Below are 25,438 nucleotides of genomic sequence, written 5' to 3' on the forward strand. Positions count from 1 at the left end.
CCTTGTCCGACCATTTGCCACCCGGAACGTGGCCTCAGTTACACCTGAAAAAAGTTACCCGCAACTGAACGTCACAGTTACAATTGTTGCTTTCAGGCTGAAAAACCCAAATGATTTTCACCTGTGGCAAAGTGGCAACGAATTGTCAGATCAGACTGACCCATGCCCGCGCAAGAGCAGCACCTGCTCTGTCAGCGACAACACCTGACAGTTGCACATTTCGAGGAAACTCAGCCGCCCATTGAGAATCGAAGCCGGCAATAATCTCTCGCAGAGATTCGCTCCATTCCGAGACCAGCTTGGTGTCAGCTTCAAAGTGAAACTGGGTGCCATAGGTCGCGCGCCCGATCCTATACGCCTGATTGACCGTCATATCGCTGGTTGCCATATGAACAGCCCCATCAGGCAACGAAAACGTATCACGATGCCAGTGGAAAATAGGGAACGTCGCTCCTGCTGCCGAAAGAACCGGATCCGTAGCACCTCGCTCTGTGAGCCGAACCTCATGCCAACCAAATTCCATCGGGCGGTTGAGAATATTCTCGCCGCCATAAGCGCGCGCGATACGCTGGCTGCCAAGGCAAATGCCCAAAACTGCCTTATCGTGTTCCCCGAATGCTCGGATCAGATTAAGCAAATTCGGAAAGTAGGGAAACTCATCATCAGCAAGTGCGTTTTGGTCACCGCCCAGCACGATAAGCGCCTTATGATTGCTATCGTCTTCTGGAAGCGTTTCGCCATTATAGGCGTGTATGAGATCGATTGCGTATCCCGCTTCAATCAGGATTGGTTCAATCTGGCCAAGACCCGAGTCCGGATAATTTTGGATGACCAACACACGCATGGCTCAAGCCCCCGATTTTGCATGACCAATCGCTAACATGAAAAAAGCCCGGACAATAGCCGGGCTTTGCTTTCCAATTGACGCACTTTTATTCAACGACAGACACGCTGACGGTGCGACCAGCCACAAGATGTACGCCCGCTGGAATATCTTCCAGTTTCACACGTACTGGAACGCGCTGCGCCAAACGCACCCAGTTGAAGGTCGGTGAAACATTAGCAAGCAGGCTTGTGGAATCAGTGCGCTCACGATCCTCGATGCCACCAGCGATACCTTCAACCTTGCCTTTGAGTTGCACCTTGCTACCCATCACATCAATGACGACCGGATCGCCAATTTTGATGCGCTCAAGTTTGTTTTCCTCAAAATAGCCGGAGACATAAAATGAGTCTGTATCGACCAGCGCCGTCACTGCAGAACCTGCAGTTACATAATCGCCCGGCTGAAGCGAGAAGTTGGTGATGACACCATTCACCGGCGCTTTCACAGAAGAACGATCCAGATTGAGCGATGCCAGATCACGGTCGAGTTCGGCCTGACGATAGGTGGCTTCAGCCTGCATTGTCGTGGTTTCGATCTGCTCCATCTTCTGCTGTGTAACAGTCGTGTCATTGAGCTTGCGATAGCGTGTGAGGTCGCGATTGGCCATATCAAGCGCCGCCTTGCTGCTGGCGAGCTTTGCATCTGCCTGCTGGAGAGCGAGCTTGTAACGCGCCTGATCAATGCGGAAAATCACATCGCCCTTTTTGACGTCCTGATTGTCATGCACCAGAACCTCGGTCACGAGACCCGATACATCGGGCGCGAGACGCACAACGTCCGCGCGGATTTTGCCGTCACGCGTCCATGGCGCATTCATATAATAATCCCAGAGATGCCAGCCGAGGAGCCCTGCCATTGTAACCATGACGAGGGTTAGGAAGACCCGGCCGGAATGTGCAAAAAGCTTCTTCATAGTGGTATTCCGTTCAAGATAACGGCGCTTACGCCGAGAATGCAAAAATACATGGCGGCATCAAACAAAGGCCTGTGCCACACAAAACGATAAAAGCGCACACGCGCGAGCAAGCGTTGCATCAGCGAGTTTGCGAAATAGGCGCCCAATGCCAGAACCGCGAGGCTCGGCAAGTAGATTCCATAGATGTCGAATTCTGGTCTCATAACTTTAATTCCATTCGTCCAGTTCGTCTCAGGCGGCCTGCGGCAGTTCGAGTTGTGATTGTGGTGGCAACTCAAAAGGCGGCGCCTTCGGAAACAGGTTAAAACGCAAGCCAACAAGTGCTATGCGCGGTCTTTTGGATATAGCTGGCGATCCATTCTCAATAATTGCGCTGATCGCATCATCAATGGCCACAAGCAGTCGCACATCGATTTCCTGACGCACGCTTTCGCTTGCTTCACGCGACAACGCTTTATAATGCGCACCCACACCATCAAGCACACGGTCCACTGCCTCGCGTAGCGGCTCTGGCATCTTTGCGCGATACTGCTGCAAGTCGATGGTGTTCATGCCGTTTCGCAGATCGCGCAGCAGATCGACCTTGGCTATGTCTGCAGCTGGTATCAGTGCAAGGCGTGGGGTCATCATGCCAATGCGATCGATCATTTTCAGCAGCAGACGGTTCATCCGCTGACGACGATGACGTCCGGGCTGACGTTCTGTTGCCAGAACAATATCGTTCCAGCCTGTTCTAACGAGACGACGCACACTCCATTCGGCACCCACCGAACGAACAATTGAGGTCACGACAGCGGCAATCACAATCCCAAGAACCGTTGCCAGATTGGCATTGGCGAAGCTGACGAAGTCATGGGTGAGATGCCCCTGCAACATCAGCATGTTTGGCAAGTTGACACAGAGCACCATGCCCAGCAAAAACTGCGATGGAATTGCCAGCAGCAGACCAGCCGGGATCAAAAACAGGCCCAGCACCAATACGAGCGGCAAGAAGCCATCGACCAGCGGCAACAACGCAAATTCAAAGATGAAGGCTGCAACGATCACGATCAGAAGTAACCAGCTGAACTTGCGCATAACCGGAACCGGATCATCCATCGCTGCAAAAATACAGCAGAAGATGCCAGCCATCATTGCTGCCGCACTGCCCTGTGACCAGCCGGTGGCAATCCAGAAAGCTGTTGCAATACAGGTCGCAAGCAGTGCCGAGAAGCCTGACAGGAAAGCCATGCCATAATCTCTATGCTGCGGACGTCCTTTCAGATGAGCATCATAACGACGCCAGCGCAGTGAATGCCGTGAGCCCGAAACTATATCCTGACGCAACGTGATACAGTCGCTCCAAATCTGCACAAGATCACGAACACGGGCTGCCAGATTGAACGGCAGCAATTCGTCCCAACTGTCAGCGTTCTTGCCGTGGCGTTCAATTTCTTCAACATAGCCAAGCAGAACTGCACGGCGCTGTTCAGTCAGACTTTCTCCGCTTTCAAGCCAGTCGCATGCCTCGTCCAGAAGCTTCTGAACTGCTGGATGCCAAGGCTTTTCGCCTTCATCGGGTTTAAGCACAAGCACATCATGCAAGCTTGAAACGATGGGCAAAAGGGCAACCATGCGCTGCTGCATGACATGAAGGAGCGTTCCGACATTGCGGATGGACGATGTATCATAAGCAACATGCGTTGTGAGATTGCGCAATTCGAGCGCATCGGCTGCAAGCCGCTGACGGTCGCGCAGAAATTCAGGGCTATCACCCTCTCCGCGCAATGTGGCAACCGCAAGCTTTGAACCATCGCGCAGCCAATTATCAATACGCGCAACGAGAACTGGGCCGCTGTGGCGTGGAAATACCAGACGATTGACCACTGCAGCACAGATGATGCCAATAGCTATTTCTTCGACGCGGCCTACCGCATAATTGAATGTGGTTTCAGGAGCCGAAACGACAGCAAAACTCGCAATTGCAACCGTATAACCGGCCAACATGAAGAGATAGCTGCGCGGTGTGCCATCAAGCAAACTGATTGCCAGACAAAGACCCATCCACAAGCCGATGGCCAGTGTCAGGATTTCAGGCGAATTGACCAGATGCGGCACAAACAGGATCGTAACAGCACCACCAATGATCGTGCCGATCAGTCGATAAAAGCCCTTCGATGTTGTCGCACCCGAAAGCGGATGCGCCACGATATAAACCGCAGCCACCGACCAATAGGGATTGGGCAGGTCCGCTATTAGAGCGATCCACAATGCAAGCATAGCGGCCGCAAAGGTCTTCAGCGAGAAGACCACGTCCCAAAATCGTGGCAATGTTTCAGCAGGCTTAATCATTTTCTTTACGGCTATGGTTGTTGAAGCGTTTTCTGCTCAGGAAGGTTGGTTTTGAAACTTCTCATGAAGCTTACGCAGCACATCCATCGCGATATCGACAGCCTCCGGATCAAGATCACCCAGAAAGGCTGTGCGCAATCGCGCTGCAGTCTTTTCGACCTTCTGCGCAAGGGCGCGACCCTCATCGGTAAGTTGAATAAGTTTCACCCGGCGGTCCGAGTCGTCTGCGATACGGCGGATCAGGTTTTCTTTTTCCAGATCATCCACCACGCGAACAATCGTTGCGCCCTCAATGCCTACTCTTTCAGCCAGCACACCTTGCGGAATGCGGTCGCCGTGGCGCAGAAGCGTCATGAGCGGTATGGCTTTTGCATCGGAAAGACTGTGCTCTGCCATTGCCGCATCAAAAGCTTTACGCCATCCGCGCGAATTGGCTGAGAGCAGCGGTGCAAATTCGACCCAGGCCTGTTTCATGATTTAAGTTCCATTCAAATAGATAGGTTCATATCTATATGGATACAATCTTGTTTATTTCAACTGGTTTTTATTGGTATCAATTAAACGTGTAACTTCACTCATGACGCTTCGGGTGTAACCAAAAAGCTTGACCATCGGCACCGGCCTCTGTCATCGATGCGATCATGCGCGCAAATTATAAAATGCAACGAATTTACATTGAAGCCCAGCTTGCTGACAGCGCAAGCGTCGAAGCTCCAACCCAAGCCGCCCATTATCTAACCCATGTGCTGCGGTTGAAGGAAGGCGACGAAGTTCTGGCCTTTAACGGGCAGGACGGCGAATGGAAGGTCAAGCTTCGCCCCGAGGGCAAGAAGCGGCTTTTTCTCGAAGCAATTAAACAGACCCGCCCGCAGCCAGAAGCTTGCGATCTGATCTATTGTTTTGCACCGCTCAAACAAGGTCGGCTTGATTATATGGTGCAGAAGGCCGTTGAAATGGGTGCAGGTGTGCTGCAACCCGTGGTTACGCAGCATACGCAAGTGCCCAAACTTGGCACGGATCGCATTAAAGCAAACGCGATTGAAGCTGCGGAACAATGCGGCGTGCTGGCAATCCCAGAATGTCGCGATGCAATACGCTTTGACCGCTTTTTAGGACAGTGGGACCAGTCGCGCCGCCTGATTTTCTGCGATGAAGGCCATGAGACCGATGATCCGCTGACTATTCTGAGCAACTTAAAACCCGGCCCTTATGCTGTGTTGATTGGGCCAGAAGGCGGCTTTTCGGAAAGCGAGCGACAGCAATTGCGCAGCCTGCCTTTTGTGACCGCCATTCCACTTGGGCCACGCATTTTGCGCGCAGATACCGCAGCCGTTGCAGCACTAACGCTTGTTCAGGCCGTGCTGGGCGACTGGAAAGCACCAGCATGAATTCAAGAAAATTCAATCATCAATGAAATTGACTTGCGCGATTTGACAAATTTGTCCAATCACGCTCACAAACACAAATTCGACTAGGGACAAACTATATGGCGCGCGACACGACCGATGAAACAGCACTGACTGGTGTTGAAGAACTCGCAGCCTATCTCGCCGAAGGCAGCAAGCCAAAAGATGCTTGGCGCATCGGCACTGAGCACGAAAAATTTCCGTTCTATGTCGCGGATAACAGCCCTGTTCCTTATGATGGACCGCGCGGTATCAAAGCCATTCTCGAAGGTATGAAAGCCAAGCTTGGCTGGGAGCCGATCATCGATGAAGGCAATATTATCGGCCTCGTTGAACCAACCGGACAGGGTGCGATTTCACTCGAACCGGGCGGCCAGTTTGAATTGTCGGGCGCACCGCTCTCTTCGATTCACCAGACATGCCGCGAAGTGAATGCGCATCTTTCGCAGGTGCGTGAGATCGCCGAACCGCTCGGCATTCGCTTCCTCGGCCTTGGCGGCAGTCCTAAATGGACGCTGGCAGAAACGCCGGTTATGCCGAAGTCGCGCTATAAGATCATGAGCAACTACATGCCGAAAGTCGGGCATGAAGGTCTCGACATGATGTATCGTACTTGTACGGTGCAGGTTAATCTCGACTTCAGCTCCGAAACCGACATGCGCCGCAAAATGCAGGTTTCGATGAAGTTGCAGTCAATTGCGACTGCGCTCTTTTCAAGCTCGCCTTTCACCGAAGGCAAGCCAAACGGTCTTCAATCATGGCGCTCAGATATCTGGCGCGATACCGACAATCAGCGTTCAGGCGTGCTGCCATTTGTCTTCTCGGAAAACTTCGGCTTCATTGATTATGTCGAATGGGCGCTCGACGTTCCGATGTATTTCATCCTGCGTGACGGCCGCTATCATGACTGCACGCATGTCACCTTCCGCCAGTTTATGAATGGCGCGTTGAAGGGTGAAGTGAGCGATCCCGTGCCGAACATGGGCGACTGGACCAACCATCTTTCCACTCTGTTCCCGGAAGTCCGCCTTAAGCGCTTCCTCGAAATGCGCGGAGCTGATGGCGGCCCATGGCGTCGTATCTGCGCCCTGCCTGCTTATTGGGTTGGTCTGCTTTATGATGATGAAGCGCTCGATGCCGCAGAAGATCTGACGAAAGACTGGACCTATGAAGAGGTCCTGGCGCTGCGCAATGATGTTCCTGCAAAGGCACTCAATGCTACGTTCCGTGGCAAGCCAGTGGCACAGATCGCCCGGAAGACACTGGAAATTTCGCGTCTTGGCCTTCTCAACCGCAAACAGCTGAACAGCGACGGGTTTGACGAAACGCATTTCCTCGCACCGCTTGAAGAAATCATAGCCGCTGGCATCACCGATTCCGAACGCATGCTCAAAGCTTACAACAGCGTCTGGGCTGGTTCTATCGAGCCGATCTTCCTCGAATACGCTTACTAATTTTTAAAAACGGTCGAGCTTATCTTCGACCGTAACCAGCGATGCGCCGGGTCACTTTCCCGGCGCTTATGCCATATCTGCACAAAGGGTATCGGCGGCAGTTTCACCGGCACCGGCATCACGATGAGATTGTCATCCGGCGGCAGATTTTTCAAACCACCGCGCGCAATAGTCAAAATCAGGTCTGTACCCGCAATCAGGTGCGGAGCAACACCCCAATGCGGCACGACCACTGCAATGTGCCGCGTGTGGCCTTCTCGTTTTAAGCTCTCTTCAATCTCTGTCGTGGCATCGCCCCGCACAGCCACAAGCGCATGAGGGCGTGCGAAATAGGCTCTCGCATCAAATGCCCGCCCTTCAAGGCTGCGTTGATCCAGAAGACAGACATATTCGTCCTGCATCAGGATATCGGCAGCGATCTGCGCTGGCAGATGCGGAAACACACCAAAGCCGAGATCAATCTCGCCATCCAGAACACGCGCAATCATACCTTCCCGGCTATACTGACTGATCGAGAGATCAATCCCCGGCGCGTCTCTCCGCAATTCGCGCACCAGCCCCGGCAGCACAATGCTGCCGCCATAATCTGACATCGACAGATTAAAGCGATGCTGCGTCGTTGCCGGATCAAAACCTTGCGGCCCTAGCACAGCGCGCACGCCTGATAGCGCTTCCGTCAGAGGCTTTGCGATTTCCATGGCCTTAATGGATGGCACAAGACCAGCGCCTTCCCGGATGAGAAGTGGATCATCCAGCAACTCACGCAGACGCGCCAAGGCATGACTGACCGCGGGCTGGCTCATATTGAGTCGAACGGCTGCGCGAGAGACATGGCGCTCTGTAAGCAGCACATCCAGAATGACCAACAGATTAAGATCGACATTTCTGAGATTATTCATCTGCTGCATAATTGATCCAATAATCTGAATTTCACATTCATCTCATCTATATCTAGATTTGAGCCGAAAGAACACAGGAAAGGCCACTCTCATGCAGGCTCAAGGATCACTCACATTCCTAATCGCCGCCCTTATCGCGGGCGCTGTTGTACCGTTTCAGGCAGGCGCGAATGCCGCATTGGGCCGCGCACTTGGTCATCCATTGTGGGCAACCATCGCTTCGCTCATCGTCAGCATCATTTGTGTGCTGCCAGTTTTGCTGGCGATGAAAACCTCGTTGCCCACATTGACTGGTCTTGCAGGACAGCCAAAGTGGATATGGATTGGCGGTGTTGCCGGTGTGGCTTACATCACGGCAGCTATTCTGTTCGCACCAAAACTTGGTGCCGCAGGCTTTATGACCGCAGTCATTGCCGGGCAGTTGATCGCTGCCGTGCTGATCGACTATTTCGGCATTATGGGGTTTGCTTCAAGAGAAATCACACCATCGCGCATAGTGGGTGTTCTCTTGGTGGCTGTGGGCGTCGTCGTAATGCAGGGATCATCGCTCTGGCGCGGAGCAGAAACAATCGCTGCGGCAACAGGCAGCAAATAAACAAAAGGCGCGGAAATCCGCGCCTTTTGCTGTTGGTTAAGCTGAAACCTGCGTTCCTTTGCTCGGATCAGGGATCACCACAATCGTACTGCCATCGCGCACATTGTTATAAAGATCAATCACATCCTGATTGAGCAGGCGAATACAACCCGACGACACCGCTTTGCCGATACTCCACTCTTCAGGAGAACCATGAATACGATAGATCGTGTCGCGGCCATCCTTGTGGATATAGTGAGCGCGTGCGCCAAGCGGGTTTTTCAACCCCGGGGGCATGCCGCCATTGGCGATGCTATAAGGCTGGAGTGCTGGTTGGCGTGCCACCATTTCATCCGGTGGTGTCCAACGCGGCCACTCACGCTTATAAGCGATGATCGCGCGGCCAGCCCATGAGAAGCCATCGCGGCCCACACCAATACCATAGCGCATGGCGCGACCGTTGCCACGGATATGATAGAGATATTTGTTTGGCGTATCGACAATCACGGTGCCGACTTTTTCACTGGTTGGATAATCGACTTCCTGTCGCCAAAATTTCGGATCGACCTTAGCAACATTCACCGCAGGCAGCGGGAACTGCTCATAGGGCATCGCTTCATACATCGGCGGTACAGCACGAACCGGCGCAGGAGCTTTGGCAACCTTAGCCGGTTCCGGCTGCTGTGCTGTCGAAACACAACCCGAAAGCGCCAATGCACTTGTACCAATCAAAAAGGCACGGCGGCTCGTTACACCATGGCCTTGGGAAAACTTAACCGACATTCAAAAACTCTTTCAGCTTCATCTCTTTGAGCCATGTGACTCGCTGGAATAGCGAAAAAGAAAACCAAACTTAAGTCAGCCTTAAGAGTGCGCAAAGAATTGCTATTTATGTGAAATGGCTTTGGATTTGTTGCTAAAATAACGAGTTTTGGTCATCGGAACCCGGTGTGCTGGTTTTGCTCGCTTTTCCTTTTGAGGTGGCTCTTGAAGCTAAACCTGCAACTGCTGTCACATCACCATCGCGGAATCGAATCGACAAAGCATCACCTTCAGCGACATTCACAGCCTGCTTCACTGGCTTGCCTTCCGCATCAAAGACAACCGCAAAACCCCGATCAAGAACACTTTCATACGAAAGTGTGCGCATCAGCCGTTCCAGTTCCTGCCCGCGTCTTTTGGTGCGCTCAATTAATATATTAATCGCCTGATCGCGACGGCGGTCAAGCTGCTCAACAGCACTCTTCGCAAGCGTGGTGCGCCGCAGCAAAGGCTCCGGTGTCAGCCGGTCGGCACGCCTTGCAAACACTATGCGGCGCTCGCGCAAAAATGCTTCCAAAGCGCGTGGCAAGCGCTGCCCGAGCAGCTTAATATGACGCTTCTGCTCATCAAAGCCGCGTTGAAGCAAGCGATGTGACAGCTGCCTTGCACGACCTTCAAATTGTACGCGTTTCTTTTGCGTGTTCACAAACAGTCCACGCGTGAGGCGCGATGCAGCCTCATCAAAGCGACGACGCGGCAGGGCAAGCAGTTGATCGGCTGATGGCAGCGCACGACCGGCAGCGCGATAAGACTGACGCTTCTGATCAATGAACCGCGACATGGCTGCAGACAAGCGCGCAGATTGCGTGGCAACAGTTGCCACCAGATCAGCCTTCACAGGCACCGCCATTTCGGCTGCACCTGTCGGCGTAGGTGCGCGCACATCTGCTGCAAGATCAATCAGCGTCCAATCGGTCTCATGGCCAACAGCCGCGATGACCGGAATATGTGAGGCCGCAACCGCCCGCACAACGACTTCGTCATTAAAACCCCAAAGGTCTTCAAGACTGCCGCCGCCACGCGCTACGATTAGCACATCAGGCCGTGCGATTGCTCCATCTTCCGGTAGCGCGTTAAAACCTTCAACTGCAGCCGCAACCTCGGCACCGCTTGTCTCGCCTTGCACACGCACGGGCCAGACAATCACATGCAGCGGATAGCGATCCGAAATGCGATGAATAATATCGCGAATAACAGCGCCTGTCGGCGATGTAACAACCCCAATCACCCGCGGCATGAAAGGCAAAAGCTGTTTTGCAGCCGGATCGAACAGACCTTCCGCACCAAGTCTGCGCTTGCGTTCTTCAAGCAGCGCCATCAGAGCACCAGCGCCTGCCGGTTCCATCTGCTCAATCACGATCTGATATTTGGATGAGCCCGGATAGGTGGTCAGCTTACCAGTGGCAATGACCTCCATACCCTCTTCGGGGCGAAAGCGCAAACGCCCCATCGAGCCGCGCCAGATCACAGCCTCAAGCCGCGAGCGATCATCCTTCAACGCAAAATAAGCATGTCCTGAGGAGTGCGGTCCACGATAGCCGGAAATTTCACCGCGCACGCGCACATGCGCAAACGTATCTTCGACCGTACGCTTCAAAGCGCCGGAAATCTCAGAAACGCTATATTCCGCTACATTGGAAGCGGTGCCCTTAGGATCAGAATCGAAGCCCATGCTCATAATGTAATTGGTATCAGTCGCGGAACAGGGGTCAACGGGACAAGACGCCACTATGCATGCTTATGCACGTTCAACGCTCACCAGCCCGGCAATAATTCGTTGCTGCGCACGCGACGCGTTCGGACGGACGGGAAAGATGCAACTTCGGCAGAGGCAAGAGCTGCGGGTGCAGGCGAAGAAATATTATCAAGACTTTCAATAATATGCTGTGCCAATGCATCCACAATTGCGTTCTGCTTGGTATGCCCGCGCATAATACCGATGCCAAATTCTGGCAAACGTCCAAAGCCATCAGCCTCACCCAAAACACGCATTCCCGGTCGCAATGCGCATTCAGGCAAAACCGAGACAGCGAGTCCGGACAGAACAGCGGCGGCAAGAACGGTCGCCGACCAACTCGTGATAATGATCCGGTAATCGCGCTCAGCCTGTTCGAGCACATCAATTGCCGCGTGGCGCCATATGCATGTCGGGCGCCCAACAGCCAATGGTAACATAGCCTCTTCATGCACCGCATGATTGGCCGATGTTACCCACAACAACGGCTCGGTTCGCACCACTTCAGACCGGCGCTTGTCATCGCATTGCGTGACAAGAGCGATATCGAGCGTACCGCGCCTAATCATTTCATCGAGATTGACCGTCGGCTCACAAACCACAGACAGCTCTACACGCGGGTTTGAACGCGCAAATCGCGCCATGATTTCAGGCAAAAACCGATCTGCGTAATCATCCGGCGTACCAATGCGCACATGGCCTTCGAGTTGCGTGTCGTCAAAGGCTGCAATCGTTTCACCATTAAGCAAAAGCATTCGACGCGCATAGAGCAACAGCCGCTCACCATCTTCAGTCAGACGATTAATTCGCCCATCTCGTTCGAATATCGATTTGCCGATGCGTTCCTCAAGGCGGCGCATCTGCATCGAAACTGCTGATTGCGTTTTGAAGACAGCGTCGGCGGCTTTGGTAAAACTACCTGTATCCGCGATGGCAATGAAGGTTTGCAACTGGTCTAGATCTAAAGGCGCACTCATCGAAATGATCCATCACGAATATTGAACTGTTACATTAAAAACATTCGTTGGAACAATCAATTCTATTATTGGATAAAGCTGGCGTCGCAGGGAATGGAGACGCGAAAGCGAATGACCTGACGATAGAAACATTTTGACCAAGCGCGCTTAAAGGAGAGCGGCAATGACAGCGATCAGCAAGACCACCATGACACATTTACCAGCAACCAGCACAACCAGTTCGGTGCTTAGCCAAGTGGTACAATCCGTGTTTACGTCGGTTATGCGTCGCTGGACGCTTTTCCGAAATCGACGCCATGTTGCTCACCTTAATGAACTTGATAGCTACCTACTCAGGGATATCGGGGTTCATAGTGGAGATATTTATACTGCGAACCATACACGTATGACGGATGATCCAACCCGTATACTGGCCGCACTTGCAGATGCACGCGCACGCGTGGAGGCGACGCGCCACATCTGCTGAACGAACATCTGGCGGGCGCCACCTTCACAGCCGGGAACCCTCTCGGCCAGCCTGCCCTTTTGCCCGGCCGCACCTCTGCTGCCGGGCTTTTTTTATGCGCGTTGAGTAAGCTGTAGTACGAAGCGTATGCTTTTGAAGCACAATAAAGAAATAACTGAATTTGCCATATTTTTTTAAAAGAAGGGCTTGCGCTACCCGTTTGAGTTCGCTAGATGGTGGCCACCGACTAATGAAGCATCTAGCTTCTGTCGAAATCGCACTCAGTTACACTGAACTGAAATGCGACCCTGCTGGGGAATAGGTTAACGGTAGACCCACGGACTCTGACTCCGTTAGTCCTGGTTCGAATCCAGGTTCCCCAGCCATTTGATTTCATTAGATAATTTCCGGTTTTTACTCGCGTTTTTTAGCTGTTCTGGTTTGTAAACTGTGCAAACTGAGCCTTTTTGAAAAGCATAAATGACTGTTTTTAATATAGTTTAATTCCAGAACAGCGGTACACTTTCTAAACCTTTTGGAATCAGCCGTTTGCCACTGCTCCCGAACGGCATTATTGGATCTATCTGCTTGTGACTGAGATGTGGTGGGAAGCGGGCCATCCGCATTACGGCACTGTAGTGAGATAACCTACACTTCTCTATTTACATTCATTTCAGCAATTTGAGTCCCTTTAGTATTTTATCGGCGGTCTTACGTTCGCAACGGAACGCTAGCCCAACGATATCAAGGTGCGCAGCCTGAACGCCGGCAACTGCAGCACGATTGTCGTCGTCGTTGAAGGTGCCAAAAAGATCGCGAGTAAAGAGTGAAAATGGCACCTCCCTCGATCTCGCGCGTTCTGCAGTTCGCTGTATTTCCGAGGCGTCGGCTCCAAAGACTAGAACCGCATCTTTGAACATTGGGAGATACGTATTTCCGGACGCGTCAGCGTAAACTTGGCCAGTGGCACCGACCTGTGCGCCAACGCCGCTTATGGTGAATGCGGCAACATTGAGCCTCTGCCAGGGTTCCAGATCATCTCTAAGGACGATTGCTATTTTCATTCCCACCTCGACTTCGTCGAGTGACGGTGAATTTGGGGAGTTTATAGTCATCTTGAATTCCTTGATTGTGTTGTTGTGTGGTTTTGGTCGCTACAGAGCAGCTTAATGTATGCGCTCGACGATGAGAAAGACGGCTATGCCCATCATGGCCGCACCGGAGAACCTTCCAACCATCTGAGCAACGGTGGGACGCGAGCGCAGGACCGCTTTGGCGAAGACTGACACGAAGATATAAATAACTGCGCAGTTGAAAACGTGCAGGAGTCCTAGAGCTCCCATTTGCACTGACACAGGCCAAGAAGCTTCCAAATCCGTGAACTGGGGTAAGATTGCCAAAAACAGCAGGAAGACCTTCGGGTTGAGACCACTGACACCAAATCCCTTCAGCGCCCAGCGCCACCACACCGTCTGTGTGTCAGTGTCCTGATTTGTGGCTTTTGGAGGGTTTCGGAGCATAGCAACACCAAGCCACAAGAGATACGCAGCGCCAACCATTGTCAGCGTCGTGGTTGCATGAGGCACGCTGGTTATCAGTGCGCCAGCCCCTATTGCGACAATAATGGTAGCGACTAAGTGTCCGAGCAATAAACCTGAGACGGATGGAACGGCTGCGCGGTTAGTTAATCCGGCACTGATTGCGTAGGCCCAGTCAGCTCCTGGTGTAATTACGAACAACATGGATACCGCCCAGAAACCGGCTACGGTGACAATTTGCATCAAAAATCTCCTTGGTCAGAAACATATCCGTTGATTGCAGGAATGAGCTTCTGATATCTTCTCTGAAAATATCAATTATAGGGAGAATTTGCGCCTTGGATGACTTTGACCGGAAGATCCTTTCCGAGCTACAAGATGACGGCAGATTGTCGCTCACCGATTTGGCTGATAGGGTTGGTCTCAGCTTATCCCCCTGCCACAGACGGGTGAGATCGCTAGAACAGGCTGGTGTTATTCAAGGCTATAGAGCCCATCTTCACCCAGCAAAGGTTGGCCTGAACTTTTCGGCGATTGTGTTCGTCACATTGCGGGAAGTGAACCGGGATGCTGTGGAGGTCTTTGAGAGAGCAGTTATGGCAATAGATGAGGTCGTTCAGGCGCAACGTCTATTTGGCGATACGGACTATATGCTACATGTCATGAGCAAGGACCTAGAAAGCTTTCAAAAACTCTACGACACCAAACTGACAGCTCTGCCGTCAATATTGCGTCTGAACTCAACGCTGGTGATGAAAACTGTCATACAGAATCGTCGGTTGCCTCTCTAGAATAAATTTGAGGTGGCCTGTTTTCATTTCTTGGAAACCTGAGACGGACACAAAGGGCTGGAATAGGCTTGAAAGCTGACGTTCAATTGACCCGAGGCAGGCTAGCATTTCGACGATAAACAATTGTGGGAAACTGCTACAAATTGGTTTGCATTTCTGAGCTAACATATTGATTCACAATCTGCGTTAAATGCATTATTTTGCAAAATAAACATTATATATCAATATTTTGGCCGGGACTCTGATTCCGTTAGTCCTGGTTCGAATCCAGGTTCCCCAGTCATTTATCTTCCTAAAAAACCATCATTCCAGCCTACGAAAAACGCAGTATTTCTTGAGCGTATAGGCCACCATATTTGTGACGCCATTAGAAACTTAGCAGTTTGCCGCATTATTTGACGGCATACACTTGGCTTGAGACGCAGCATTGATTGAATACTTAGCGCGCTACAACTTACAGAAAACGCGCCAATGCGAATCTGTCACACATTATTCCAGTACGCGATGAAGTGACGGCCGAGTTTGTTCGCAAACGATTTAGTCCCCCAAGAGCTGCCGGTCATCGCCATCACGAGAGCGAACAAGTTCTTCCTTAATCTGTCGAAGAATGCGAACCGCACGATTACGATCCGCGTAGGCCACCATATTTGCTAGAATATCGATAGCCGCGAGATATGCATAACGCGTCGATGTTGGCCTAAAAATATTATTCCCCTCCTGAAGATCAACAGCGATCAACACATCGCAGGCTTTTGCTAAAGGAGAGTGGCTTTGCGTAATTGCGATTGTTGGAATGGATCTCTCACGCAAAAGATTCATACAGTGCAATAGATCCGGATCGCGGCCGGTAATTGAGGAGCCAATAACAACAGTCCCGGGCAAAGCTGCGGATGAAAGCATAATATTCATACTGTGATCATTTGAAGAATGAATATGGCAGCCAAGCCTAAAAAGACGATTATGCAACTCGTTTGCAATCATCGCAGAGTTTCCGCTCGCACCAAAAGCATGAATGAAATTGGCATTACGCAATAAATGAGCAGCCCTATCAATCGCATTCAGATCAAGCTGCCGATGGAGCTGAAACAACGCATTCTGAGCTTTGGTAACAATATCCTCGGCAACTTCTTCAACGCTGTTTGTTTGGGTTTCTGGGGTCAAATACCTCAAACCAACATAAGAAATTTTGGCCAACTGCACCTTAAAATCAGAATAGCCCTGACAGCCTAAATGACGGCAAAATCGGGTGACTGTCGGAGCAGAAACCTTTGCTTTTTCAGCGAGCTCACTAATGGATGACGTGACAACAAAATCGACATTATCAAGCACAAAAGCAGCGAGCTTTTTCTCGGAGCCTGACAGTTTGTTCTCATCATCACTCAATGCATGAATAATATCCATGTGAAAACACAAACCTTCGTTGTCGGTTGATAATGAAAAATAATTTCACTTTTATGAAAAATATCTGCCATATTGTCAATAAGATCAGCATTTTCCTGCTATTTAGGAAAATTATATACATCACCACATATAAAGCGCATGAAAGGTTATCGGATGACGTTTCCCTGGCCCGTAGCTGGCACGCGGATCGAAGAGCTACCCACCCCTCTGCCAATCATTGATGAAGATCGGCTAACGGCCAACATCACACGGGCCCAGATCTATATCGAACAGAGTGGAAAAACTTTCCGTCCACATATCAAGACGCATAAGATCCCAGCCGTTGCCCGTCAGCAAATAGAGGCCGGCGCCCACGGCATTAATTGCCAGAAGGTAACAGAAGCCGAAATATTTGCAGATGCGGGTTTTGATGACATCCTGATTACCTACAATATTCTTGGCTCTGCGAAAGTTGGTCGTCTCAAGGCGTTAAATGAAAAAATCAGTGCACTCAAAGTAACAGCAGATAATGAAACCACCATCAGAGGACTTGCTGATGCTTTCGTGGCTGCTAGGCCACTATCAGTGTTGGTTGAGTGCGACACAGGCGGCAAGCGTTGTGGCGTACAAACGCCTGAAGAAGCTGCGGCATTGGCACAATTAATCAACGCTCAACCGGGATTACACTTCGCAGGAATCCTGACCTATCCCGCCACTGGCGGCGCAAAAGAAGTTGAAAGCTTCATCGTTGAAACTATCAAGCTTCTTAAGCTGGGCGACTTAGATTGTCCAATTAGATCCAGCGGCGGTTCTCCCGATTTATATTCCGCGCATTTGGTACCATCAGCAACAGAACACCGTGCTGGCACCTATGTTTATAATGATCGCAGCATGGTTCGCGCCGGTCATTGCACAACAGATGATCTGGCAATGCACATTTTAGCAACCGTCGTCTCACGCCCAGCAAGCAACCGCGCGGTTCTTGATTGTGGCTCAAAAGCACTGACATCCGACCTTCTTGGCTTTAGTGATTTTGGTATTATTGAAAATTTTGAATCTGCACGCATCATCTCTTTGTCAGAAGAACATGCCGTGGTCGACCTCAGCGATTGTCAGGACGACTTCCCTGCAATCGGCTCTGTAGTCCGCGTTGTTCCTAACCACACCTGCGTTGTCAGCAATCTATTTGACCAAATGGTTTTCCATCGAAACGGTATCGTCACACGTGTAGAACCTGTTTCAGCACGCGGAACAGTTTGGTAGCCATAAGCCACATCAAACACGCGTATGAAAAAAGGGGCCGCTAAACGCCCCTTTTTTTCATAATAGAACTGAGCCTTTCGTACTTTATGCAAGTTTCTCCAAAATCGGCCTGTTACTAAATCATTATTTTAATTGTTCATTTCAATAAACCCGCACATCTACAGCGGGCGAAGCCTATGAAAAAGTGAAAATCAATTTCACATTATTTTCATTCCTCTTAGATTTTTTAGATTAATCTGCCAAAATCGATTGACTTATGTGACGCTTGACGCATTATTAAGAAAATAAATTACAAAAATAGCGGCGGAACATAATAAACGAAATCTGGACCCTTTGATGATTGTCTGAACATCAAACTTAGCGCTTGTGCAGATAATGTGGGGTTCGGGTTCCTGAGTATGGGCATCACATGCGTATTTTTACAGCCTCTTTGGCGACGGAAACGAATACTTTTTCACCTGTGCCAACAGATATGGATGCGTTTAAGGCCGCTTTCTATGCTGGCCCGGGCGAGCATCCAGACACGCCTACACTTTGCTCATCTGTTGTGCCAATCCTCCGACGCCGCGGGAAGATTGAAGGTTTTAGTGTCATTGAAGGCACCTCCTGCTGGGCCGAACCCGCTGGGCTTATTCAGCGCAAAACCTATGAGACCCTGCGCGATACCATTTTGGATGAATTGCGTGCCGCATTACCTGTAGATGGTGTGATTTTGGGCCTCCATGGCGCTATGGTCGCACAGGGCTACGACGATCCGGAAGGAGATTTTCTGGCACGTATTCGCGAAATCGTCGGACCGAATGTTCTGATCGCAGCCGAGTTCGACCCGCACAGTCATTTAACGACAAAGCGTATTGCCAACCTTAATATCATGGCAACATTTCTCGAATTTCCGCACACGGATTTCGAGGAACGGGGTGAGCATGTTGTCGATCTCGCTTTGAGAACGCTTAAAGGTGAATTTGAGCCGGTCATATCCACTTTCGATTGCCGGATGATATCCATCTATCCAACAAATCGCGAGCCTATGCGCTCGTTTGTTGATCGTTTGGTGGCCTTAGAAGGCAAGGACAGCATTCTTTCTATCTCTGTAATTCACGGTTTTATGGCAGGCGATGTGCCAGACATGGGCACGCGTATTGTTGTTGTAACGGACAATGCGAAGACAAAAGGTGATGCTCTTGCGCGCCAGCTCGGACATGAGCTTTACGCAATGCGCAAAACCACGGCGATGCCAATGTTTGATACAGAAGCAGGCCTTGATCACGCTATCGCCGTGCGCAATGCAAATCCCACTCTGCCCGTTGTCATATCCGACATATGGGATAATCCCGGTGGCGGTGTCGCGGGCGATGCAACCCATATTATTCGCCGTATGTTGGAACGTGGTCTGGATAACTTTGGCGTTGCAACATTATGGGATCCCGTCGCCGTTTCTTTCTGTCATGCAGCCGGCGAAGGTGCGGAACTCAATATTCGCATCGGAGGAAAATCGTCTTGGCAAGGCGGTGAACCGCTTGATCTGCGGGTTACAATAATAAAAGTCATGGACGCTGGATGGCAGAGTTTCCGCAATAGCCGCGTCAATTTAGGGCGCGTTGCTGTTATCCGCCCTTTAGGAACTGAAGTTGATATTATTCTGATTACCAGCCGCTCGCAAACCTATGAGCCCGATATCTTCACCAATCTTGGAATTGATTACAGATCAAAGAACTTCCTTCTGGTTAAATCCACCAATCATTTTCAAGCGGGCTTCCAACCGATCACTTCAGAGATCGTCTATATTGCGGCCCCAACATCCTACCCAACAGATCCGGCAACAACACCATACCGCAAAGCCAGCCTAGAGCTCTGGCCGCGTATCGCTGACCCATTGGGACTTGACTAATTATAGCGAAAATGACCGGTACGCCGGTTCAAAAAAGGGGAGTAAATCATGAAAAAAACTTTGTTATTTGTCGCCGCAGCGGCGGCCCTTGCATGTACCAGTACCATAGCGATAGCACAGGCATCTGATGGCATTCTCACAATTGCTACCATAGGTGAACCACCTAGCCTCGACGTCATGCAAACGCCAACAGACATCGTCCTGACGATAGATCAGCATATTTTTGAAACGCTTTTCACTTATGATGATCAGTGGAAATCTGTTCCGCTGCTTGCCGCGGCAATGCCAGAGATTTCAGAAGATGGCCTCACCTACCGCATCGCATTGCGTGATGGCGTAAAGTTCCATGATGGTAGCGACCTGGATTCCAAAGACGTTGTTGCGTCTCTTAAGCGCTGGATGGAGATTAACTCTAAAGGCAAACAAGTTGCAGAAGTCGTCGAAAGTGTGAATGAAGATGGAGACCATGCGGTCATCATCAAACTCAAATCGCGCTATGCGCCACTTCTCGCTACACTTTCACAAGCCTCGGTTATCATTCCGTCAGAAACGGTGGAAGATACACTTACCAAGTTTATCGGTACTGGCCCATATGCCCTTAAAGAGCGCAAGCCTGATCAATATACGCAGCTCGTGCGTTTTGATGATTACAAATCTCCGGAAGGAGAGCCAAGCAACTATGCTGGAAAACGTGCAGCAATCGCTAAAGAGCTGCGCTTCGTACCCGTTCCCGATGCAAACACCCGCGTCGAAGGTCTGATTTCCGGGCAATTCGATTTTGCGGATTCACTGCCTGTAAGCGCCTATCAACGTGTGGAGGCCAGCGACAAAGCAAAACCCGTCATCTTCGAGAATTCCGGCTGGGCTTCTCTCAACATGAATATGAAAGAAGGCGTTCTTGCAAATAAGGAACTGCGGCAGGCCGTGCAAGCTTCACTCAATGCCTCTGACATGATGCTTGCAGCGTTTTCGGATGATCGCTTTTACAGTGTTGATGGCTCTATTTTCCCAAAAGGTTTTTACTGGAATACGGACGCAGGCGTAGTTCGTTATGGAGAAGGTGATCCGGAAACGGCCGCCAAACTGCTCAAAGATGCAGGTTATACAGGCGCCCCTATCCGCTTACTGACAAGCCGTCAGTATGAATTCCACTATAAAATCGGAGAAGTTGCCAAAGCCTATCTTGAGGCTGCGGGTTTCAAAGTGGACTTACAGGTTGTCGACTGGGCTACCCTAACCACCCGTCGTGCGGATCCAACACAATGGGATATTTTCATTACCCATTCCAACTTCCCTGGAGATCCTACAACGATCAACACCATTACGGATTCTTATCCAGGCTGGTACGTGTCTGACCAGAAAACAGCAGCCGTCAAAAACTATATGAATGCCACCACAGACGACGAGAAACTCAAAGCATGGGAGGGAATACAAACCGTCATTTATGACGATGCTCCTCTCTACAAGGTTGGCAATTTTAATGCTCTCTCAGGCATTGCCAACGGAGTGGAAGGATACACGCCTACCTATTGGCCCCATTTCTGGAATGTAACTCCTAAGCAGTGAGGCATGGAAAATGGAACGGATCGCCTGGGCATTGTTGAACCGATTAGTTGGCATGTTAATCGTGCTGGCTCTTGTCGTAACAGTAGTCTTCATCATTGTTCGTGTAACGCCAGGCGATCCGGCCGCTGTCATGTTGGGATCAGATGCCACCCCACAAGACATAGCCGATCTGCGCGCCAGAATGGGGCTCGATGCGCCCATTCTGATACAGTATGTCCATTTCATTATGGGCATATTTCAGGGTGATCTCGGACAATCTATCTTCCTCAATCAGCCCGTTACGACAGCCTTGGCATCTCGCGCCGAGCCCACATTCTTCCTCACCTTATTCTCAATCCTGATAGCAGTCGCCATCGCTCTGCCCGTTGGCATTTTCTCGGCCGTAAAACGCGGTACGATTTTTGATCAGTCCGTCGTTACATTGACCATGATCGCAGCCAGCATTCCCAGTTTCTGGCTCGGCCTTATCCTGATCCAAACTCTTGCCGTGGGGATGGGGTGGTTCCCTGCTTCGGGTTATGGCGGGCCGGATGCGAGTTTTTTCGACAGGTTGCAGCATTTGGTATTGCCAGCACTGGCGCTTGGTATCGTAAACTCAGCACTGATAACCCGCTTCACGCGTGCGGCAATGCTTGATGTACTCAGTGACGACTATGTGCGAACGGCGCGCGCTAAGGGGGCTCGTGAACGCAGAGTAATCCTCAAGCACGCATTTAAAAACGCGCTTGTTCCAATCATTACCGTTATCGGACTTTCAATCGCCATGCTAGTGGCAGGTGCTGTAGTGACAGAGACAGTTTTTGGTCTTCCAGGCATTGGCAATCTGGTCGTGTCAGCTGTTCTCCGCCGCGATTATCCGGTCATTCAGGGAACTTTGCTTGTCGTGGCTGCGATCTACGTCCTGATCAATTTCACCGTGGACCTTCTTTATATTCTGGTTGATCCGAGGGTAAAACTTTGACACTCGCTTCTTTCTCAATGCCATTTATCGATAATCTGCGGCGTCTTTTCGGCAACCGCGCCATTGCGCTGGGCGTAGTCATTCTTCTGGCCGTTATCCTTGCCGCACTCTTAGCACCATGGGTCGCTCCATATGCGCCCAACAAACTCTCTATAGTCAATAAGTTGCAAGGGCCCTCCTGGTCTCATTTTTTCGGAACCGATGAATTTGGACGCGATATTTTCTCTCGTGCTATTTATGCGGGGCGCATATCATTGCTTGTAAGTCTCGGTGTCGTTGCAATATCGACCATTCTGGGCATTTTCCTTGGTGTGACCGCAGGATATTTTCGAAGGCTTGACGCGCCAATCTCCCGCCTGCTGGATGCCATGATGTCATTTCCCGACATTCTGCTTGCAATCGCTTTGGTAGCGGCATTGGGACCATCGCTCATAACAGTTATCATTGCACTCGGCATTACCTATGCGCCGCGGCTCGCACGTATTGTGCGCGGCTCTACTCTTGTTATCCGTGAGATGCCCTATATCGAAGCCGCGATTTCGTTGGGACTACCAACCTGGCAAGTTCTTCTGCGCCACGTTCTGCTCAATCTGGCTTCCCCTATCCTCGTTCAGGCAACTTTCGTGTTTGCATCAGCTATGCTTGCAGAAGCGAGCCTATCCTTCCTTGGTATCGGCGTTTCATCAGACATGCCGACCTGGGGAACAATGCTGGCCGCTGGACGCGAATATATGAACAATGCGCCATGGTTGATGCTGTTTCCGGGTTTGGCGATCATCCTTTCCGTACTTTCACTGCAACTTGTTGGTGACGGGTTACGCGACATGGTTGATCCCCGTCTTGCGAAAGAAAACTGACCATGACCGACAACAATCACAACCAGAAGTCAGTTCTGACCGTTGAAAATCTGACCACTTCATTCAAGGCCGCAGATGGCTGGCGCGCAGTCATACGCGATATAAATTTTCATGTGGATGCTGGTGAAACCGTTGCCATCGTCGGCGAAAGTGGCTCTGGCAAAAGCGTGACAGCGCTTTCGACTATGCGATTGTTACAGAAAGACAAATCGCGCATCGAAGGACGTATTCTGCTTGAAGGTCGCGACCTGTTGCAACTGCCAGAAGCCGAAATGCGCTCAGTGCGCGGCGGTTCGATTGGCATGATTTTTCAGGAACCGATGACGTCCCTTAATCCGGTTTTCACAATTGGAAATCAGTTGGCCGAAGCGCTGGTATTGCACCGAAATCTTAGCTGGAAGCAGGCTGAAGCCGAAGCGATACAGCTTATGGAGCGCGTGCGCATTCCAGCGGCTCGGACACGATTGAATGAGTATCCGCACAAATTTTCTGGCGGAATGCGCCAGCGTGTCATGATAGCAATGGCGCTTGCATGCAGGCCCAAGCTCCTTATTGCAGATGAGCCAACAACCGCACTGGATGTAACTATTCAGGCCGAAATCCTGCATCTCATTCGGGAGCTACAGCAGGAAGAGAACATGGCAGTGCTTTTCATCACCCATGATATGGGCGTGGTTGCTGAAGTTGCGGACCGCACTGTCGTCATGTTACGTGGTGATATGGTGGAAACCGGTGCTACCAAAGACATTTTCGCAAAACCAAAAGCTGTTTATACAAAATCGCTTTTAGCGTCCATTCCACGCCTCGGCACTATGGGCGACACAATAGCGCCGAAACGCTTCCCGGAAGTGGACCCTAAAACCGGAGAGGCCAAAGATGGCCGCGTGACCAAGCCAGTTCCATCCAGTCGCGAACCTATCCTTAAGGCATCCAATATTGTTGTGCGATTTGACCTGCCCAATGGCCGCATCCATGCCGTTGAAAATGTCTCATTTGATTTGCGCCCAGGAGAAACACTGGCACTTGTAGGCGAGTCCGGCTGTGGCAAATCCACAACCGGACGCGCAGTTATGCGACTTCTTGAACCCACTTCCGGCAACATCATTATTGATGGTCAGGACGTCACGAAGCTAAATGCCTCATCTTTGCGTAACATGCGACGCAATGCGCAAATGATCTTTCAAGACCCCTTTGCCTCACTCAATCCCCGCATTCGTATTGGTGCGGCGATTGCAGAGCCGATGATATCCCATGGCCTGATGGACAAGAAGCAGGCGAAGGAAAAAGTTGCGGAACTCCTTGAACAGGTAGGACTTACAGCTTCGATGGCAACGCGCTTTCCGCATGAATTTTCAGGCGGGCAGCGTCAGCGCATCTGCATCGCCCGTGCACTGGCGCTTAACCCGAAGCTCATCGTCGCGGATGAGGCCGTTTCAGCACTCGATGTTTCGGTGAAAGCACAGGTTTCCAACCTTCTGTTGGATTTGCAGGAAAAGCACGACCTCGCCTATTTGTTTATCAGTCATGACATGGCGGTTGTTGAGCGGATCAGTCATCGGGTGGCGGTTATGTATCTGGGTGAAGTCGTTGAGATCGGTCCGAGAGTATCTATTTTCAATAATCCCCAGCACCCCTATACGCGTCGGCTTATTGATGCCGTTCCTGTTCCTGATCCCCTAGCAAAAAAACTGGTGCGCCCTGATCTTGGAGAGGAAATTAAAAGCCCACTCCGACCACTCGATTATGTGGCCCCAAAGAAAAGCTATCGTGAAGTTAGTACCGGACATTTCGTGCAGATAAATGATGAGAACCGCGAAGAAAGCACGGCGGCATGAAATGCGCTCAGTCACCAATTCCAGCCTTCGTTGGCGTTGACTGGGGCACTAGCAGTTTTCGTGCTTGGCTTATGAGCGCTTCAGGCGATGTTATTGCCCAAAGCAAATCTGGCGAGGGTATGTTGCATTGCGCAAAGAGCGGCTTTGCACCAGTATTGGAGCGGCATCTGCGCAAGCTTGGCGCTACAAACGATTTGCCGGTTTTAATCTGTGGTATGGCTGGCTCACGCCAGGGCTGGGTAGAGGCACCTTATCTCCCCACGCCGACAACACTTGATCATCTGTATCAAGGTGCCCAAAGAATAGAATGCGACATGAACGTGCAAATTCTGCCGGGTGTTGCGCAGAAAAATGTTCACAATCCAGATGTAATGCGAGGTGAAGAAACCCAAATTCTGGGAGCAATCGATAATAGCTTTACCGGTCTCGTCTGTATTCCTGGCACTCACAGCAAATGGATCAAGATCTCAAATGGCATTATCCAGTCGTTCCAAACCTATATGACGGGGGAGCTTTTTTCCCTTCTATCGAGCCAAAGTATTTTAATGCATGCTGTTGAATGCGATGACAATCATATTGTCGATGATGCTGCATTTCTGTCCGGCTTTGAGATTGGACTAGAAAGCCCCACGAACTTAACAACAAACCTGTTTCGTTTGCGCGCGAGCCAATTGTTAGGCTTTTCACAGCGTAAGGATGGATACCATTGGCTATCAGGTCTGTTGATTGGTGTCGAGTTGGCTGACGCTCTTAAGGACTGTCATAAAGATATACCACTTATCTTGATAGGCGTGGGTCGCCTCGCCACCCTTTACGATAAAGCCCTGCAACATTCTGGCTATCAACCCCAAATAATCGATGCAGAAGAGGCATCACGTAAGGGACTGCTTAAAGCTGCCCGTAATCTCTAGAAT

At 50.8% G+C, this 25,438-nt stretch carries 24 protein-coding genes and 1 tRNA gene; 13 read left to right on the forward strand and 12 right to left on the reverse strand.

Annotated elements, in window-relative coordinates:
* Positions 1-145: 145 nt before the first annotated feature.
* The 5 genes from ACOZHT_RS21175 to ACOZHT_RS21195 form a co-directional block, all read right to left on the reverse strand.
* Positions 146-844 carry a type 1 glutamine amidotransferase gene (locus ACOZHT_RS21175; RefSeq protein WP_421566517.1) on the reverse strand — a complete coding sequence of 233 codons (699 nt, stop codon included), beginning with the start codon at positions 842-844 and terminating at the stop codon, positions 146-148.
* 88 nt (positions 845-932) lie between these two features.
* Positions 933-1,799, reverse strand: coding sequence for an efflux RND transporter periplasmic adaptor subunit (locus ACOZHT_RS21180; RefSeq protein ID WP_250043198.1), 867 nt, complete (start codon positions 1,797-1,799; stop codon positions 933-935).
* A complete protein-coding gene (locus ACOZHT_RS21185; protein WP_250043196.1) occupies positions 1,796-2,005 on the reverse strand; it encodes a DUF1656 domain-containing protein in 210 nt (69 codons plus the stop codon). Before ACOZHT_RS21185 ends, ACOZHT_RS21180 begins: the two co-directional genes overlap by 4 nt.
* Positions 2,006-2,033: 28 nt before the next feature.
* A complete protein-coding gene (locus ACOZHT_RS21190; RefSeq protein ID WP_339512183.1) occupies positions 2,034-4,133 on the reverse strand; it encodes an FUSC family protein in 2,100 nt (699 codons plus the stop codon).
* 36 nt (positions 4,134-4,169) lie between these two features.
* Entirely contained in the window at positions 4,170-4,607 is a 438-nt protein-coding gene (locus ACOZHT_RS21195) for a MarR family transcriptional regulator (RefSeq protein ID WP_339512181.1), read from the reverse strand.
* A gap of 167 nt (positions 4,608-4,774) precedes the next feature.
* Here ACOZHT_RS21195 and ACOZHT_RS21200 point away from each other — a divergent pair, with 167 nt between their 5' ends.
* A complete protein-coding gene (locus ACOZHT_RS21200; RefSeq protein WP_339512179.1) occupies positions 4,775-5,521 on the forward strand; it encodes a 16S rRNA (uracil(1498)-N(3))-methyltransferase in 747 nt (248 codons plus the stop codon).
* 98 nt (positions 5,522-5,619) lie between these two features.
* Positions 5,620-6,993 (forward strand): glutamate--cysteine ligase, encoded by a 1,374-nt coding sequence (locus ACOZHT_RS21205; RefSeq protein ID WP_339512177.1) that lies wholly within the window; start codon positions 5,620-5,622, stop codon positions 6,991-6,993.
* Here ACOZHT_RS21205 and ACOZHT_RS21210 read toward each other — a convergent pair.
* Positions 6,990-7,901, reverse strand: a complete 912-nt coding sequence (locus tag ACOZHT_RS21210) for a LysR family transcriptional regulator (RefSeq protein ID WP_339512175.1) — start codon at positions 7,899-7,901, stop codon at positions 6,990-6,992. The two genes, ACOZHT_RS21205 and ACOZHT_RS21210, sit on opposite strands and share 4 nt — an antisense overlap.
* An 82-nt stretch (positions 7,902-7,983) precedes the next feature.
* Between ACOZHT_RS21210 and ACOZHT_RS21215 the strand changes: the two genes are divergently transcribed.
* Positions 7,984-8,487, forward strand: a complete 504-nt coding sequence (locus ACOZHT_RS21215) for a DMT family transporter (protein WP_339512173.1) — start codon at positions 7,984-7,986, stop codon at positions 8,485-8,487.
* A 36-nt stretch (positions 8,488-8,523) separates the two neighbouring features.
* Here the strand turns inward: ACOZHT_RS21215 and ACOZHT_RS21220 are convergent, their stop codons facing one another.
* The 3 genes from ACOZHT_RS21220 to ACOZHT_RS21230 form a co-directional block, all read right to left on the reverse strand.
* Complete coding sequence (locus ACOZHT_RS21220; RefSeq protein ID WP_339512171.1) at positions 8,524-9,249, reverse strand: L,D-transpeptidase; 726 nt, start codon at positions 9,247-9,249, stop codon at positions 8,524-8,526.
* Between the two features lie 133 nt (positions 9,250-9,382).
* Complete coding sequence (xseA, locus tag ACOZHT_RS21225) at positions 9,383-10,966, reverse strand: exodeoxyribonuclease VII large subunit (protein ID WP_421566518.1); 1,584 nt, start codon at positions 10,964-10,966, stop codon at positions 9,383-9,385.
* Positions 10,967-11,043: 77 nt separating this feature from the next.
* Positions 11,044-12,000, reverse strand: coding sequence for a LysR substrate-binding domain-containing protein (locus ACOZHT_RS21230; protein ID WP_339512169.1), 957 nt, complete (start codon positions 11,998-12,000; stop codon positions 11,044-11,046).
* Positions 12,001-12,163: 163 nt separating this feature from the next.
* Between ACOZHT_RS21230 and ACOZHT_RS21235 the strand changes: the two genes are divergently transcribed.
* Positions 12,164-12,466, forward strand: coding sequence for a DUF1127 domain-containing protein (locus tag ACOZHT_RS21235; protein WP_339512166.1), 303 nt, complete (start codon positions 12,164-12,166; stop codon positions 12,464-12,466).
* A gap of 291 nt (positions 12,467-12,757) precedes the next feature.
* Positions 12,758-12,831, forward strand: a tRNA-Gln gene (locus ACOZHT_RS21240).
* A gap of 282 nt (positions 12,832-13,113) precedes the next feature.
* On the opposite strand, the gene ACOZHT_RS21245 is transcribed toward ACOZHT_RS21240, so the two are convergent.
* Positions 13,114-13,560, reverse strand: coding sequence for a DUF2000 domain-containing protein (locus tag ACOZHT_RS21245; protein ID WP_339512164.1), 447 nt, complete (start codon positions 13,558-13,560; stop codon positions 13,114-13,116).
* A 51-nt stretch (positions 13,561-13,611) separates the two neighbouring features.
* Positions 13,612-14,226, reverse strand: coding sequence for a LysE family translocator (locus ACOZHT_RS21250; RefSeq protein ID WP_339512162.1), 615 nt, complete (start codon positions 14,224-14,226; stop codon positions 13,612-13,614).
* A 95-nt stretch (positions 14,227-14,321) separates the two neighbouring features.
* On the opposite strand from ACOZHT_RS21250, the gene ACOZHT_RS21255 reads away from it, so the two are divergent.
* Positions 14,322-14,774: an Lrp/AsnC family transcriptional regulator gene (locus ACOZHT_RS21255; protein WP_339512160.1), complete on the forward strand. Its 453-nt coding sequence runs from the start codon at positions 14,322-14,324 to the stop codon at positions 14,772-14,774.
* 537 nt (positions 14,775-15,311) lie between these two features.
* On the opposite strand, the gene ACOZHT_RS21260 is transcribed toward ACOZHT_RS21255, so the two are convergent.
* On the reverse strand, positions 15,312-16,175 hold the full coding sequence (locus ACOZHT_RS21260) for a MurR/RpiR family transcriptional regulator (RefSeq protein ID WP_339512158.1): 864 nt from the start codon (positions 16,173-16,175) through the stop codon (positions 15,312-15,314).
* 153 nt (positions 16,176-16,328) lie between these two features.
* Between ACOZHT_RS21260 and ACOZHT_RS21265 the strand changes: the two genes are divergently transcribed.
* From ACOZHT_RS21265 to ACOZHT_RS21295, 7 genes are all read left to right on the forward strand, one after another.
* On the forward strand, positions 16,329-17,417 hold the full coding sequence (locus ACOZHT_RS21265) for a D-TA family PLP-dependent enzyme (protein ID WP_339512156.1): 1,089 nt from the start codon (positions 16,329-16,331) through the stop codon (positions 17,415-17,417).
* A 409-nt stretch (positions 17,418-17,826) separates the two neighbouring features.
* Complete coding sequence (locus ACOZHT_RS21270) at positions 17,827-19,305, forward strand: M81 family metallopeptidase (RefSeq protein ID WP_339512154.1); 1,479 nt, start codon at positions 17,827-17,829, stop codon at positions 19,303-19,305.
* A gap of 48 nt (positions 19,306-19,353) precedes the next feature.
* Positions 19,354-20,871 carry an ABC transporter substrate-binding protein gene (locus tag ACOZHT_RS21275; protein WP_339512152.1) on the forward strand — a complete coding sequence of 506 codons (1,518 nt, stop codon included), beginning with the start codon at positions 19,354-19,356 and terminating at the stop codon, positions 20,869-20,871.
* A gap of 10 nt (positions 20,872-20,881) precedes the next feature.
* The gene (locus ACOZHT_RS21280) at positions 20,882-21,832 is read left to right on the forward strand and encodes an ABC transporter permease (protein ID WP_421566519.1); all 951 of its coding nucleotides are present in this window, start codon (positions 20,882-20,884) and stop codon (positions 21,830-21,832) included.
* A 17-nt stretch (positions 21,833-21,849) separates the two neighbouring features.
* The gene (locus ACOZHT_RS21285) at positions 21,850-22,689 is read left to right on the forward strand and encodes an ABC transporter permease (protein ID WP_339512340.1); all 840 of its coding nucleotides are present in this window, start codon (positions 21,850-21,852) and stop codon (positions 22,687-22,689) included.
* 2 nt (positions 22,690-22,691) lie between these two features.
* Positions 22,692-24,524, forward strand: coding sequence for an ABC transporter ATP-binding protein (locus ACOZHT_RS21290; RefSeq protein ID WP_421566520.1), 1,833 nt, complete (start codon positions 22,692-22,694; stop codon positions 24,522-24,524).
* Complete coding sequence (locus tag ACOZHT_RS21295) at positions 24,521-25,435, forward strand: 2-dehydro-3-deoxygalactonokinase (RefSeq protein WP_339512148.1); 915 nt, start codon at positions 24,521-24,523, stop codon at positions 25,433-25,435. Before ACOZHT_RS21290 ends, ACOZHT_RS21295 begins: the two co-directional genes overlap by 4 nt.
* Positions 25,436-25,438: the final 3 nt, after the last annotated feature.

It is taken from the genome of Ochrobactrum sp. EDr1-4 (assembly GCF_049199085.1).
Lineage (GTDB): Bacteria > Pseudomonadota > Alphaproteobacteria > Rhizobiales > Rhizobiaceae > Brucella.

What these genes read in the sequence shown, in the direction of transcription:
- ACOZHT_RS21275 (WP_339512152.1), top strand. Translation starts at nt 19,354, where the DNA reads ATGAAAAAAACTTTGTTATTTGTCGCCGCAGCGGCGGCCCTTGCATGT.
- ACOZHT_RS21205 (WP_339512177.1), top strand. Translation starts at nt 5,620, where the DNA reads ATGGCGCGCGACACGACCGATGAAACAGCACTGACTGGTGTTGAAGAA.
- ACOZHT_RS21290 (WP_421566520.1), top strand. Translation starts at nt 22,692, where the DNA reads ATGACCGACAACAATCACAACCAGAAGTCAGTTCTGACCGTTGAAAAT.
- xseA (WP_421566518.1), bottom strand. Translation starts at nt 10,966, where the DNA reads ATGAGCATGGGCTTCGATTCTGATCCTAAGGGCACCGCTTCCAATGTA.
- ACOZHT_RS21230 (WP_339512169.1), bottom strand. Translation starts at nt 12,000, where the DNA reads ATGAGTGCGCCTTTAGATCTAGACCAGTTGCAAACCTTCATTGCCATC.
- ACOZHT_RS21180 (WP_250043198.1), bottom strand. Translation starts at nt 1,799, where the DNA reads ATGAAGAAGCTTTTTGCACATTCCGGCCGGGTCTTCCTAACCCTCGTC.
- ACOZHT_RS21285 (WP_339512340.1), top strand. Translation starts at nt 21,850, where the DNA reads ATGCCATTTATCGATAATCTGCGGCGTCTTTTCGGCAACCGCGCCATT.
- ACOZHT_RS21260 (WP_339512158.1), bottom strand. Translation starts at nt 16,175, where the DNA reads ATGGATATTATTCATGCATTGAGTGATGATGAGAACAAACTGTCAGGC.
- ACOZHT_RS21265 (WP_339512156.1), top strand. Translation starts at nt 16,329, where the DNA reads ATGACGTTTCCCTGGCCCGTAGCTGGCACGCGGATCGAAGAGCTACCC.
- ACOZHT_RS21280 (WP_421566519.1), top strand. Translation starts at nt 20,882, where the DNA reads ATGGAACGGATCGCCTGGGCATTGTTGAACCGATTAGTTGGCATGTTA.
- ACOZHT_RS21200 (WP_339512179.1), top strand. Translation starts at nt 4,775, where the DNA reads ATGCGCGCAAATTATAAAATGCAACGAATTTACATTGAAGCCCAGCTT.
- ACOZHT_RS21245 (WP_339512164.1), bottom strand. Translation starts at nt 13,560, where the DNA reads ATGACTATAAACTCCCCAAATTCACCGTCACTCGACGAAGTCGAGGTG.
- ACOZHT_RS21185 (WP_250043196.1), bottom strand. Translation starts at nt 2,005, where the DNA reads ATGAGACCAGAATTCGACATCTATGGAATCTACTTGCCGAGCCTCGCG.
- ACOZHT_RS21195 (WP_339512181.1), bottom strand. Translation starts at nt 4,607, where the DNA reads ATGAAACAGGCCTGGGTCGAATTTGCACCGCTGCTCTCAGCCAATTCG.
- ACOZHT_RS21220 (WP_339512171.1), bottom strand. Translation starts at nt 9,249, where the DNA reads ATGTCGGTTAAGTTTTCCCAAGGCCATGGTGTAACGAGCCGCCGTGCC.
- ACOZHT_RS21235 (WP_339512166.1), top strand. Translation starts at nt 12,164, where the DNA reads ATGACAGCGATCAGCAAGACCACCATGACACATTTACCAGCAACCAGC.
- ACOZHT_RS21215 (WP_339512173.1), top strand. Translation starts at nt 7,984, where the DNA reads ATGCAGGCTCAAGGATCACTCACATTCCTAATCGCCGCCCTTATCGCG.
- ACOZHT_RS21190 (WP_339512183.1), bottom strand. Translation starts at nt 4,133, where the DNA reads ATGATTAAGCCTGCTGAAACATTGCCACGATTTTGGGACGTGGTCTTC.
- ACOZHT_RS21295 (WP_339512148.1), top strand. Translation starts at nt 24,521, where the DNA reads ATGAAATGCGCTCAGTCACCAATTCCAGCCTTCGTTGGCGTTGACTGG.
- ACOZHT_RS21250 (WP_339512162.1), bottom strand. Translation starts at nt 14,226, where the DNA reads ATGCAAATTGTCACCGTAGCCGGTTTCTGGGCGGTATCCATGTTGTTC.
- ACOZHT_RS21270 (WP_339512154.1), top strand. Translation starts at nt 17,827, where the DNA reads ATGCGTATTTTTACAGCCTCTTTGGCGACGGAAACGAATACTTTTTCA.
- ACOZHT_RS21175 (WP_421566517.1), bottom strand. Translation starts at nt 844, where the DNA reads ATGCGTGTGTTGGTCATCCAAAATTATCCGGACTCGGGTCTTGGCCAG.
- ACOZHT_RS21210 (WP_339512175.1), bottom strand. Translation starts at nt 7,901, where the DNA reads ATGCAGCAGATGAATAATCTCAGAAATGTCGATCTTAATCTGTTGGTC.